The 11,492-nt window shown below is 65.3% G+C and carries 16 protein-coding genes; 10 read left to right on the forward strand and 6 right to left on the reverse strand.

Annotated elements, in window-relative coordinates; translation table 11 throughout:
- Nucleotides 1-30: 30 nt before the first annotated feature.
- The 3 genes from J7S20_RS07235 to J7S20_RS07245 form a co-directional block, all read right to left on the reverse strand.
- Nucleotides 31-354 carry a heavy metal-binding domain-containing protein gene (locus tag J7S20_RS07235; protein WP_284053576.1) on the reverse strand — a complete coding sequence of 108 codons (324 nt, stop codon included), beginning with the start codon at nt 352-354 and terminating at the stop codon, nt 31-33.
- 21 nt (nt 355-375) lie between these two features.
- Nucleotides 376-615, reverse strand: a complete 240-nt coding sequence (locus tag J7S20_RS07240; RefSeq protein ID WP_284053577.1) for a DUF2312 domain-containing protein — start codon at nt 613-615, stop codon at nt 376-378.
- Nucleotides 616-684: 69 nt separating this feature from the next.
- Complete coding sequence (locus J7S20_RS07245; protein WP_284053578.1) at nt 685-1,068, reverse strand: DUF1244 domain-containing protein; 384 nt, start codon at nt 1,066-1,068, stop codon at nt 685-687.
- Nucleotides 1,069-1,142: 74 nt separating this feature from the next.
- Between J7S20_RS07245 and pyk the strand changes: the two genes are divergently transcribed.
- Nucleotides 1,143-2,606 (forward strand): pyruvate kinase, encoded by a 1,464-nt coding sequence (gene pyk / locus J7S20_RS07250; RefSeq protein WP_284053579.1) that lies wholly within the window; start codon nt 1,143-1,145, stop codon nt 2,604-2,606.
- Between the two features lie 33 nt (nt 2,607-2,639).
- On the opposite strand, the gene J7S20_RS07255 is transcribed toward pyk, so the two are convergent.
- Nucleotides 2,640-3,725, reverse strand: a complete 1,086-nt coding sequence (locus J7S20_RS07255) for a YeiH family protein (protein ID WP_284053580.1) — start codon at nt 3,723-3,725, stop codon at nt 2,640-2,642.
- A gap of 107 nt (nt 3,726-3,832) precedes the next feature.
- Here J7S20_RS07255 and J7S20_RS07260 point away from each other — a divergent pair, with 107 nt between their 5' ends.
- Entirely contained in the window at nt 3,833-4,717 is an 885-nt protein-coding gene (locus J7S20_RS07260; protein ID WP_284053581.1) for a LysR family transcriptional regulator, read from the forward strand.
- 5 nt (nt 4,718-4,722) lie between these two features.
- On the opposite strand, the gene J7S20_RS07265 is transcribed toward J7S20_RS07260, so the two are convergent.
- Nucleotides 4,723-5,352, reverse strand: a complete 630-nt coding sequence (locus J7S20_RS07265) for an HAD family hydrolase (RefSeq protein ID WP_284053582.1) — start codon at nt 5,350-5,352, stop codon at nt 4,723-4,725.
- A 5-nt stretch (nt 5,353-5,357) separates the two neighbouring features.
- Complete coding sequence (ykgO, locus tag J7S20_RS07270; protein ID WP_184001303.1) at nt 5,358-5,483, reverse strand: type B 50S ribosomal protein L36; 126 nt, start codon at nt 5,481-5,483, stop codon at nt 5,358-5,360.
- Here ykgO and J7S20_RS07275 point away from each other — a divergent pair.
- The 8 genes from J7S20_RS07275 to J7S20_RS07310 all read left to right on the forward strand — a co-directional run bounded on the left by J7S20_RS07275 (nt 5,482) and on the right by J7S20_RS07310 (nt 11,449).
- Nucleotides 5,482-5,667 carry a hypothetical protein gene (locus tag J7S20_RS07275; RefSeq protein ID WP_284053583.1) on the forward strand — a complete coding sequence of 62 codons (186 nt, stop codon included), beginning with the start codon at nt 5,482-5,484 and terminating at the stop codon, nt 5,665-5,667. The two genes, ykgO and J7S20_RS07275, sit on opposite strands and share 2 nt — an antisense overlap.
- Nucleotides 5,660-6,253 carry a DUF4136 domain-containing protein gene (locus J7S20_RS07280; RefSeq protein WP_284053584.1) on the forward strand — a complete coding sequence of 198 codons (594 nt, stop codon included), beginning with the start codon at nt 5,660-5,662 and terminating at the stop codon, nt 6,251-6,253. The genes J7S20_RS07275 and J7S20_RS07280 overlap by 8 nt, the downstream gene beginning before the upstream one ends.
- Nucleotides 6,250-7,368, forward strand: coding sequence for a M14 family metallopeptidase (locus tag J7S20_RS07285; RefSeq protein ID WP_284053585.1), 1,119 nt, complete (start codon nt 6,250-6,252; stop codon nt 7,366-7,368). Before J7S20_RS07280 ends, J7S20_RS07285 begins: the two co-directional genes overlap by 4 nt.
- Complete coding sequence (locus J7S20_RS07290; protein WP_284053586.1) at nt 7,369-7,827, forward strand: GNAT family N-acetyltransferase; 459 nt, start codon at nt 7,369-7,371, stop codon at nt 7,825-7,827. It begins immediately after the preceding gene.
- A 117-nt stretch (nt 7,828-7,944) separates the two neighbouring features.
- Complete coding sequence (locus J7S20_RS07295) at nt 7,945-8,958, forward strand: MlaA family lipoprotein (protein ID WP_284053587.1); 1,014 nt, start codon at nt 7,945-7,947, stop codon at nt 8,956-8,958.
- A gap of 135 nt (nt 8,959-9,093) precedes the next feature.
- Nucleotides 9,094-9,780, forward strand: coding sequence for a 2,3-diphosphoglycerate-dependent phosphoglycerate mutase (gpmA, locus tag J7S20_RS07300; RefSeq protein WP_284053588.1), 687 nt, complete (start codon nt 9,094-9,096; stop codon nt 9,778-9,780).
- Between the two features lie 119 nt (nt 9,781-9,899).
- Nucleotides 9,900-10,385, forward strand: a complete 486-nt coding sequence (purE, locus tag J7S20_RS07305) for a 5-(carboxyamino)imidazole ribonucleotide mutase (RefSeq protein ID WP_284053589.1) — start codon at nt 9,900-9,902, stop codon at nt 10,383-10,385.
- On the forward strand, nt 10,382-11,449 hold the full coding sequence (locus J7S20_RS07310; RefSeq protein WP_284053590.1) for a 5-(carboxyamino)imidazole ribonucleotide synthase: 1,068 nt from the start codon (nt 10,382-10,384) through the stop codon (nt 11,447-11,449). The genes purE and J7S20_RS07310 overlap by 4 nt, the downstream gene beginning before the upstream one ends.
- Nucleotides 11,450-11,492: the final 43 nt, after the last annotated feature.

The following is an 11,492-nucleotide window of genomic DNA, read 5'->3' on the forward strand; positions in this document are numbered from 1 at the left end:
TTCCGTACATTCGGGCACGCGCCGCAAGCCTCAGCCGCTGACCGTGACTGCGGTGCCCGATACCGAGACCATCAGCATCGAACCGCGCTCGCCGATAACCTCGTAATCGATGTCGATGCCGACGACGGCGTTGCCACCGAGATCGGTCGCGCGGCGCGAGATTTCATCGAACGCTTCCTGTCGGGCACTGCCCAGCGCCTTTTCGTAGCTGCCCGAGCGTCCGCCGACGATATCGCGGATACCGGCGAACAGGTCGCGGAAGATGTTGGCGCCGATGATCACCTCGCCGGTAACGACGCCGTGATAGCGGTCGATCGTTCTGCCCTCGATGGTCGGGGTGGTCGTCAGGATCATCGGTGCCTCCTAAAAGCTGGTTCAGGCGAGGCCGAGCGCTGCCTTGTAGGTCTCGAGCAGCGCCTCCGCCTCGTCGCGGTCGTGCTTTTCCATCTTACGCAAACGAACGATCGAACGCATCGTCTTGGTGTCGAAACCGGTCGACTTCGCCTCGTTATAGACATCCTTGATGTCGTCGGCGATGCCCTTCTTCTCTTCCTCGAGGCGCTCGATACGCTCGATGAACAGCCGCAGCTGTTCGGCAGAAATACTGTCGCTCATCAGATTCTCCAAAACTGTGTGGCGCGCGTCGTAAGCGAGCGCGGCGACACGCTCAAGAGCGTATTGGGCTCAGCGATTGGGTTCGGTCATCGCCGGCGGGTCGCTCGCCGGAAAGCTCTCGTCGAGCGCTTCGTCGAGATCGGCGTCGCTGGGATTGCGCGTCATGCTTTCCTTCATCCGCTCGAGCTGTTCGGGGGTCGCATCGCCCTGATGCTTCGCCTTCCAGTCGGCATAGGGCATGCCGTAGATGATGCGCCGCGCCGCGTCCTTGTCGAGCGGCTGGCCGGCCTTTTCGCTCGCTTCCTGTATCCAGTCGGACAGGCAGTTGCGGCAGAATCCGGCCAGGCCCATCAGGTCGATATTCTCGGCATCGGTGCGGTGGCGCAGATGGCCGACCAGGCGGCGGAAAGCGTCGGCCGCGATTTTGTCGTCCAGCGTTCGAAGATCGGGCATTTCGTCCCTCCACGGTTGATTGATGAGCGATATGGGGTAGAGGCGGGCGCGGACAAGCCAAGGACTTCCTCCCCATGACCAAGGTCACCGCCCCCCGCACCCGCAAGGTCCGCGTGCTCGCTACGCTCGGCCCCGCCAGCAGCAGCCCGGAAATGATCGAAAAGCTGTTCGCCGCCGGTGCCGATGCGTTCCGCATCAACATGAGCCATGGCGACCAAGAATCGAAGATTCCGCTGATCGAGGCGATCCGCGGGCTGGAAAAGAAACTCGGTCGCCCGAGCACGATCCTTGCCGATCTGCAGGGGCCGAAGCTTCGCGTGGGCAAGTTCGACGGCGGCAAGGCGCAGCTCGAAAAGGGGGCGCGCTTCGTCCTCGACCGCGATCCGACACCGGGCGACGCGACGCGCGTCGAGCTGCCGCACCGCGAGATTTTCGAGGCGATCGAGAACGATGCGCGCCTGCTCCTCGACGATGGCAAGCTGGTGCTGCGCGTCGTCGAGCATGACGAAGACCAGATCGTTACCGAGGTCGAGGTCGGCGGCACGCTGTCCAATTCGAAGGGCCTGAACGTTCCCGACGTGGTGCTGCCGATGGCGGCGCTGACCGAAAAGGATCGGTCGGACCTTGCCTTTGCGCTCGACCAGGGTGTCGACTGGGTCGCGCTGAGCTTCGTGCAGCGTCCCGAAGACCTTGCCGAGGCGCGCAAGCTGATCGAGGGGCGCGCATCGCTGCTCGCAAAGATCGAAAAGCCGAGCGCGGTCGCGCGGCTGTCCGAAATCGTCGAGATGTGCGACGGCGTGATGGTCGCGCGCGGCGATCTGGGCGTGGAACTGCCGCCGCAATCGGTGCCGCCGCTGCAAAAGCGCATCGTCGAGACCGCGCGCCGGCTGGGTCGGCCGGTGATCGTCGCGACGCAGATGCTCGAATCGATGATCCAGGCCCCCACCCCGACGCGCGCCGAAGTGTCCGACGTGGCGACGGCGGTCTATGACGGCGCCGACGCCATCATGCTGTCCGCCGAAAGCGCGGCCGGCGATTGGCCGGTCGAATCGGTGAAGATGATGGATTCGATCGCCGAAGCGGTCGAGCGCGATCCCGCGCATGGCGAGCGCGTCCACTTCACCGTGCTGCATCCCGATCCGACCACCGCCGACGCGCTTGCCGAAGCGGCGAAGTCGATCACGACCACGGTGACGGCAACGGCGATCATCTGCTTCACGATGTCAGGCTCGACCGCCCGCCGCATCGCGCGCGAGCGTCCGTCGGTGCCGATCATGGTGCTGACGCCGAAAAAGGAAACCGCCCGGCGGCTGGGGCTGTTGTGGGGCGTCCATGCGGTGCATACCAAGGATGTCGGCTCGTTCGAGGAAATGGTCGCGAAATCCAAGCGCATGGCGCTGCGCCACAAGATCGCGGGCGCGGGCGACCGGCTGATCCTGTGTGCAGGCGTTCCCTTCGGCACGCCGGGCAGCACCAATGTGCTTCACGTCGTCCGCCTGATCGGCGACGAGCTGAAGAATTACGGCGAAGAGCGATAGCGGCGGATGGGGCGGCCATCCCGTCCCACCACTCTATCCGATCCGTAACAGGCTGAGCACCGCGAAGCTGAGCGCGCCCAGCGCGACCAGCGACAGGATGACGGTCAGCGTCACCCGCCCCCCGGCCTTTGCCACCGATCGCACATCGACTCCCAGGCCGAGCGCCGCCATCGACACGACGGTCAGCACGGTGGCGACCGCGGCGACCGGCGCAAGCACCGCGTGCGGGAAGAGGCCCAGCGAACGCGCCGCGACCATGGCGAGGAAACCGAGGATGAACCACGGCACCAGCTTGCCCAGGCTGGGCCGCCCGCCCGCCGCCTCTCCGGCAACGACATCGTCGTCGCCCTCAGGCTGCGGCGCGATATGCGGGGCCACGAGCGACAGGACGAAGCACACCGGCCCGAGCATGAGGACGCGCACCAGCTTGACGAGCGTGCCCATCTGGATCGCCGCGGCGCCAAACGGGGATGCAGCGGCAATGACCTGCGGAACGGCGTAAACGGTCAGCCCGGCAAGCGCACCGAACGCGGTCGCACTCATCCCCAGCGCAATGCCGAGCACCGGCAGTCCGAGGACCACAACGACACCAAGGACCGCGGTAAAGGCGATCGAGGCGGCAACATCGTCGCCATCGGCGCCGATCACGGGCGCCACGGCCGCGATCGCCGAATTGCCGCAGATCGAATTGCCGCACGCGACGAGCAGCGCCATGCGAACCGAAAGCCCGAACAGCCTTCCCAGCGCGAAGCTGACCAGGATGGCGGCGGCAACGATTCCGGCAATCGCGCCGAGCAATGCCGATCCGGCGGCGACGATCGTCGAGGCGCTGATCGACGCGCCGAGCAATACGACTGCGACCTCGAGCAGATATTTGGCGCTGAAGGCGATGCCGGGATGCCAGGCCGCACCGGGCGTCCAGACGCTGCGCACCACCGTTCCGACGAGGATCGCAAGCACCAGCGCTTCCAGCCAGGCGACACCGAACATCGCTCGTTCCCCCGCAGCCAGCGCATAGGCCGAGAGCGTGACGGCGAGACACAGGGCAATGCCGGGCAGCAGCCGGAACATGGCGGCGGGCGCGCGGTATGACGGGCGGGCGAGACGGATAACGGTCATGGGCTTCCTTTCGGTCGCCCCCTAACCGCGCAGCATATAATCGATCCAACGGATGATTTTTATCGTTTCAATCGCGTTTCTAGATTGGTTGTGCTAACCGGTCGCGGATGACGCTCGAACAGCTTCGTATTTTCGTCGCGGTCGCCGAGCGCGAGCACATGACCGGTGCCGCTCGCGCGCTGAACATCACCCAATCGGCTGCGTCATCGGCGATTGCCGCGCTTGAGGAACGGCACGCGGTCAAACTGTTTCACCGCGTCGGCCGAGGGATCACGCTGACCGAAACGGGGCGCGCCTTCCTGAGCGAAGCGCGCGGGGTGTTGGGACGGGCAGCGGCCGCCCAGGCAATGCTGGACGAAATGGGCGGACTGAAACGCGGCACGCTTCGGGTGGTGGCGAGCCAGACGATCGCCGCATATTGGCTGCCGCCCATCCTCGCTGCATTCCGCGCACGCTATCCCGCGCTCACCGTCGATCTGGCGATCGGCAATACCGAACAGGCGGCGGCACGCGTGCGCGACGGCGAAGCGGACCTGGGCATCGTCGAAGGCGAAGTGAACGACGCAGCGCTTGCCCAGTGGCAGATCGGCGAAGATCGGCTGCTCCTGATACAGGCCACGCCATTCGACAAACAAACGCCCGACGCGACGTGGCTGAAGCGTCAGCGATGGGTATTGCGCGAACCGGGATCGGGCACGCGGTCGACCTTCGAAAACCATCTCGGTGAAGTCGGCGTCGCTGCTGCCTCGCTTGATGTGGCGCTGGTACTTCCGTCGAACGAAAGCGTCCGCACCGCTGTCGAGTCAGGCGCCGGGATCGCGGCGCTTTCGTCGCTGGTGGTCGCGCCTTCGCTTGCGTCGCAGATGCTCCATGCGATGCCGCTGAGCGACAGGGCGCGCCCGTTTTTCGGCCTGCGCCACAAGGAACGATATCGCAGCAAGGCGGCCGACGCACTGCTCGACCTGATCGAGGAACGTCAGCGGAAGGCGTAGAAACGCTAGGCCCGGGCGGCCTGTAACAAGCCGGTCGATTCGAGCTCGCGCCGAAACGCATCGGCGTCGGTGAAGTGAACGGCATGGATGCCGGCGTCCGCCGCAGCCTTCACATTCGCCGGATTGTCATCGACGAACAGCGCCTCTTGCGGAGTCAGGCCGAAGCGGTCGAGCGCGAGGGCGTAGATTGCGGGGTCGGGCTTCACCAGCTTCTCATCGCCCGAGACGACGATGTCGCGGAAACGATCGAACAGTTCGGTCCATTCCTCACGGAACGCCGGGAAAAATTCGCCCGAGAAATTGGTCAGCGCGAACAGCGGAACGCCTGCCGAATCGAGCTTTCGCACGATGTCGTGCATGCCCGGCACCGGCCCGCTGACGCTGTCGTTGAAACGCGGACCCCAGGCGGCGATCAGATCGGCATGTTCGGGATATTCGGCGGCGAGTTCGGCCGAGGTCTCGGCGAACGGGCGGCCGGCATCGTGCTGGAAATGCCATTCCAGCGTCACGACATCGCGTAGAAACGCATCGAGCGCCCGATCGTCGTCGATCAGGCGCTCGTACAAAAACCGCGGATCCCAGCGGAAAAGAACGTTGCCGATATCGAAGATAACGGCGGACGGACTATCCGCCATGCGAATCAGCCCTGGCGTGCCTTGAACTTCCGCACGGTCTTGTTGATGACATAGGTGCGCCCACGGCGACGGATCACGCGGTTATCGCGGTGACGGCCCTTGAGCGACTTCAGTGAATTGACGATCTTCATGATCGGCTCGCTTCTCGAAATAATTGTGGATGTCGGTAAAGAGGCGCCCGCCTATAGCCCGAGCGCGCGCAAGTCAAGGACGGCCGCCAAGGCGGTAGCGGCAGACCTCCAGACGCGCTACCACGGCATCCGGCCGGGACAGACCGTTTACTCGGCGCGACAGGAGGCAGGTATCTATGCGTAAGACCGGAATGATCGCATTGGGCGCGGTGGCGCTGTTGATGGGGGGATGCGCGACGCCGGGCATGGGGCCGGTCGATGTGACCCGCTATCACCTCGACGCGCCGCTGACGCGCGCCAGCTTCACCGTCGAACCGTTGAAGACGGGCGACACGATCAGCCCCGAATATGAAAGCTATGCCGCCGCGGTACGCCGCGAGATGCAGGCGATCGGCTTTACCCCCGCGCCCGGCAGCGAATCGTCCGAATATATCGCCGCGATGTCGTTCACGCGTGCGCCGATGGGCGTGATCCGCAAGCGCTCGCCATTTTCGATCGGCATCGGCGGAGGCTCTGTGGGCGGCAACGTAGGTGTCGGCGGCGGCGCCAATATCGGCATCGGCGGCGGTACGCGGCAGGTGATCGGCACCGAGCTTGCCGTGCAGATCCGCCGACGCAGCGACGACACGACGGTCTGGGAAGGCCGTGCGGTCACCCAGTCGATCAGCGGCGCGGAGGACGCGCAGCCGAAAATGGTGGCCGACAAGCTGGCCTCTGCGCTGTTCAAGGGGTTCCCCGGAGAGTCCGGCATTACTACTACTGTGAAATGAGCATACAGATCACATCCGCCTTCGACGGCGGCAATATCCGCCTCGTCTCGGTCGATGGCGACCGCGTCGACCTCGAAATCGTCAAGGACAAGGATTCGGACTTCTTTCAGTGGTTCTATTTTCGCGTCGCCGGCGCGAAGGGCCGCACGCTGACGTTCCGCATCCTGAATGCCGGCAAGTCGGCCTATCCGTTCGGCTGGCCGGGATATAAGACGCGCGTCAGCACCGACCGCGAAAGCTGGCCGGTGACCGAGACCGATTATAGCGACGGCGTCCTTCGCTTCAGCCACGACTTTTCCACCGACATGGCGTGGTTCGCCTATTTCGCGCCCTATACCGTCGAGCGGCACAACCAGCTGGTCGCCGATATGGCGCTGAAGGACGGGGTCAGCCATGCCGAGCTCGGCAAGACGCTCGACGGGCGGTCGCTCGACTATCTGACGGTCGGCAACGGCCCGAAGCAGGTCTGGCTCTATGCCCGCCAGCACCCCGGCGAATCGATGGCCGAATGGTGGATGGAAGGCGCGCTCGAAAAGCTGACCGATCCGGACGACGATACGGCGAAGGCGCTGCGGCAGAAGGCAACGCTGCACATCATCCCCAACATGAACCCCGATGGTTCATATCGCGGCCACCTTCGCACCAATGCGGTGGGAACGAACCTGAACCGCGAATGGGACACCCCGACGATGGAGAAGAGCCCGGAAGTCTTCCTCGTCAAGGCGAAGATGGATGAAACCGGCGTCGATGTCGCGATGGACATTCACGGCGACGAGGCGATCCCGGCAAACTTCCTCGCCGGGTTCGAGGGCATTCCGTCGTGGACCGACACGCTTGGCGACAAGTTCACCGACTATGCCCGGCGGCTGGAGGCGGCGACGCCCGAGTTCCAGACCAAGGAAGGGTATGACAAGGCAGCGCCCGGCAAGGCCAATCTTTCGATGTCGACCAACCAGATGGCCGAGCGATACGGCGCGCTGTCGATGACGCTGGAAATGCCGTTCAAGGATCACGATCCCAATGCCGACGCGAAATTCGCCTGGTCGCCCGAGCGCTGCAAGCGGCTCGCGCATGCCGGTCTCGACGTGCTCGCCGACATGATCGACGATATCTGAATGGAAGTTCGCGAGGGCGGGCTCGACGAGCCGCAGATCGGCGCGCTTCTCAGGCTGCATGCGCAGGCAATGCAGGCGAACTCGCCTCGCGACAGCTGCCACTTTCTCGATCTGACCGGGTTGCAGCAGCCGAACGTGACCTTCTGGAGCATCTGGGAGGACGGCGCCGCGCTCGGCTGCGGCGCGCTGAAGGAACTCGACGGCGAGCACGGCGAGATCAAGTCGATGCGTACCGACCCCGGCCATCTGCGCCGCGGCGTCGGTGCCGCGATGCTGTCGCACATCCTGTCGGTCGCGCGCGAACGCGGCTATGCCCGGGTCAGCCTGGAAACCGGTAGCGGTGAGGCATTCGAGCCCGCATACAAACTCTACCGCATGTTCGGCTTCACCGATTGCGGCGCATTCGGCGACTATCCCGAAGGCGACCCCTTCACCCGTTTCATGACACGGACGCTGTAGCGCCGATCAACCGAAAAACGGACGTGCGGATATGGCAGGTCGGCGGCGTCCAAGGGGCAGGATGAAGCCGTACTTCGCCTGCCCCGACAAAGGGCGGGCGACCGAAAGGAACCTGTCGTGATTATCCCGACGCTCGCCGCCGCGGCGCTCGCCGGCTCGCCGGCCGCGATGCCGGCGATTGCTCCCGATCGTCTCGCCCCGCCGCTATCCTATCGCACGATGGCCGCCCCGACCGGCACGCCGTGGCAAAGCGCGGCGGAAGGAAATCAGGCGACCGTCGCTGCGCCGCCAGCCCCTCCCCCACCCGCGAATACGGGCGACAGCGGCGGCGAGATCGTCGTCGAGGCCAATCCGCTTCACACGCCGGGCGATCCGCTCGAGCGGGTGAACGCGAAGTCGTTCGCCGCGACGCAGGCCGCCGACAAGGCCCTCGTCCGCCCGGTTGCCATGGCGTACAAGCACGACCTGCCCAAACCGGTACGCAGCGGCCTCAGAAACTTTCTCAACAATCTTCGCGAGCCCGAGATATTCCTCAACTTCCTGCTCCAGCTGAAGCCGGGAAAGGCTGCGGAAACGCTGGGCCGTTTCGCGATCAATTCCACCGTCGGGCTGGCCGGTCTGATCGACGTGGCGAAGCGCAAGCCCTTCCACCTGCCGCAGCGCGCCAACGGCTTCGCCGACACGCTGGGCTATTACGGCGTAAAGCCGGGGCCGTTCCTGTTCCTCCCGCTGATCGGGCCGACCACACTGCGCGATCTGGTCGGAAACGGTATCGACCGGATGTTGTTGCCCGTGGCGATCGGCAAACCATTCACAGATACGCGCTATGCTACTTCGACCAACGTGCTCCGTTCGGTCGATCACCGCGCGCAATTCGACGAACGGTTCCGCAAGATGCAGGCGAGCGACGACCCCTATGCGTCCGCCCGCAGCTTTTATCTGCACAGCCGACAGGCGGAAATCGATGCGTTGCACGGCCGCGGCCGGAACGACGCATTCGCCGCCTATCACCCGCCCGTACTCGACACGACATTGTCGCCGGGTGCAGGCACCGCGTCCCTGACCGCCTCGCTGGGCGCTGCGCCGACATGGCCGGCCTCTGCGGATGACGCAGCGCTTCCGGCAGGCTGAGCGACAGCGGAACAACCGGCCTGCTCCACGGTTCGGGTAGCGACCGGAACCCGGCGCCATAGCGGCGTCGATGGTTCAAATGTCGAAGCAAAGCGGCTAAGCGCTGCGCAACCGCGACCATAGGAGCCCTAGTCCATGCCCACGCTCGTCCTCATCCGCCACGGCCAGTCCGAATGGAATCTGGAAAACCGCTTCACCGGCTGGTGGGATGTCGACCTTACCAGCAAGGGCGTGGCGGAAGCCGGTGAGGCAGGCAAGCTGCTCGCCGAGAAGGGCTTCGACTTCGACATGACCTTCACCAGCTTTCAGAAGCGCGCGATCAAGACGCTTAACATCGCGCTCGAGGTGATGGACCGGCTGTGGCTGCCGACCGAGAAGGACTGGCGACTGAACGAACGCCATTATGGCGGGCTGACGGGACTCGACAAGGCGGAGACCGCGGCCAAGCACGGCGACGAGCAGGTCCATATCTGGCGCCGGAGTTTCGACACGCCGCCGCCTGAAATGGAACCGGGCAGCAAGTTCGACCTGAAGAAGGACCGCCGCTACGCCGATATCGACATCCCCTCGACCGAAAGCCTGAAGGACACGATCGCGCGCGTGCTGCCTTATTGGGAAAACCGCATCGTGCCGGAACTGCGCGCCGGCCAGCGCGTGCTGATCTCCGCGCACGGCAATTCGCTGCGCGCGCTGGTCAAGCACCTGTCGAACATCCCCGACGACGAGATCACCGGCCTCGAAATCCCGACCGGCCAGCCGATGGTGTACGAGCTGGACGACGACATGCAGGCGAAGGAACGTTATTACCTGCACGAGCGGTGAGGCCTTCCGTACCTCGTTCGTCACCCAGACGAACGTCAGGCGTTACAGAAACTTCGATTGCCCTCGCCCCGTCCGGCCATTAGGACATGCCGCTTCCTGACGCGCAAACAGGCGAAACGATGGCGGAATCACCTCTGGTCGGCATCATCATGGGCAGCACCTCCGACTGGGAGACGATGCGCCATGCCGCCGACGCGCTCGACGCGCTGGGCGTGCCGCACGAGGTCAAGGTCGTCTCTGCCCACCGGACGCCGAAGCGCCTGTACGACTATGCCGAAAGCGCGGTCGAGCGCGGGCTGAAGGTCGTCATCGCCGGTGCGGGCGGCGCGGCGCATCTGCCGGGCATGGCGGCGTCGATGACGCGGCTGCCGGTGCTGGGCGTGCCCGTGCAGTCGAAGGCGCTCGACGGCATGGATAGCCTGTTGTCGATCGTCCAGATGCCCGGCGGCGTTCCCGTCGGCACGCTCGCCATCGGCAAGGCGGGCGCAACCAATGCCGGGCTGATGGCGGCGGCGATCCTCGCGACCGCCGACGACGCGCTGGCCGAACGGCTCGACGCGTGGCGCGCGAAGCAGACCGACAGCGTGGCGCACGAACCCGAATGACGATGCTGCCGCCCGGATCGACGATCGGCATCATCGGCGCCGGTCAGCTTGGCCGGATGCTGGGCGTCGCGGCGGCGCAGCTCGGCTATCGCATCCATGTCTTCGCGCCGCGCCCCGGCCCGGCCTGCGACGTCAACAACGCCTTCACCGAGGCGGCCTATGATGACGACGCGGCGCTCGCAGAATTCGCGAAGGCGGTCGATGTCGTGACCTACGAGTTCGAGAATATCGAGGCCGACCCGATCGCGCGGCTGGGCGAGCTGGTGCCGGTGCGCCCTTCGGCAAAGGCGCTCGCGATCGCGCAGAACCGGTCTGAGGAAAAGAGCTTCGTCGAGAAGCTGGGCGGGCGCGCGGCGCCGTGGCGCGAGGTGAGAAGCCGCGAGGAACTGGACGCAGCGATCGCCGAGATCGGCTGCCCGGCGATCCTCAAGACCACGCGCTTCGGCTATGACGGCAAGGGTCAGGCGCGGCTGGCGAGCGCGGACGATGCCGATGCGGCGTGGGATGCGATCGGGGGCAATCCCGCGATCCTCGAAGGCTTCGTGACTTTCGACCACGAATTCTCGATCGTGCTGGCGCGCGGCATGGACGGATCGATCACCAGCTATCCGCCGCCGCTCAACGGGCATGAGGACGGCATCCTGGCGAAGTCGACCGTTCCTGCGCCGGCCGAAGTGGCGTCGCAATGGACCGAGGCGGCGGCGCTCGCCGGCCGCGTCGCCGACGCGCTCGACTATGTCGGGGTGCTGACGCTGGAATTCTTTGCCGGCAAGGATGGCCCGATCTTCAACGAGATGGCCCCGCGCGTGCACAATAGCGGCCACTGGACGATCGAGGGTGCGGTCACGAGCCAGTTCGAAAACCATATCCGCGCGATCTGCGGTTTGCCGCTGGGATCGACCGCGGTGACCGGCACGCGGGTCGAGATGGAAAATCTGATCGGCGATCAGGCGGAACGCTGGCCCGAGATCATCGCCGACCCCGAGGCGCACCTGCACCTCTACGGCAAGACCGAGATTCGCCCCGGTAGGAAGATGGGCCACGTCACGCGGGTATGGCGGTAGCAGACCCGTCGCGGGGATGACGGGCCGGACCATGCACTCGAGC

The organism is Stakelama marina, assembly GCF_018122655.1.
Taxonomy (GTDB): domain Bacteria; phylum Pseudomonadota; class Alphaproteobacteria; order Sphingomonadales; family Sphingomonadaceae; genus Sphingomonas; species Sphingomonas marina.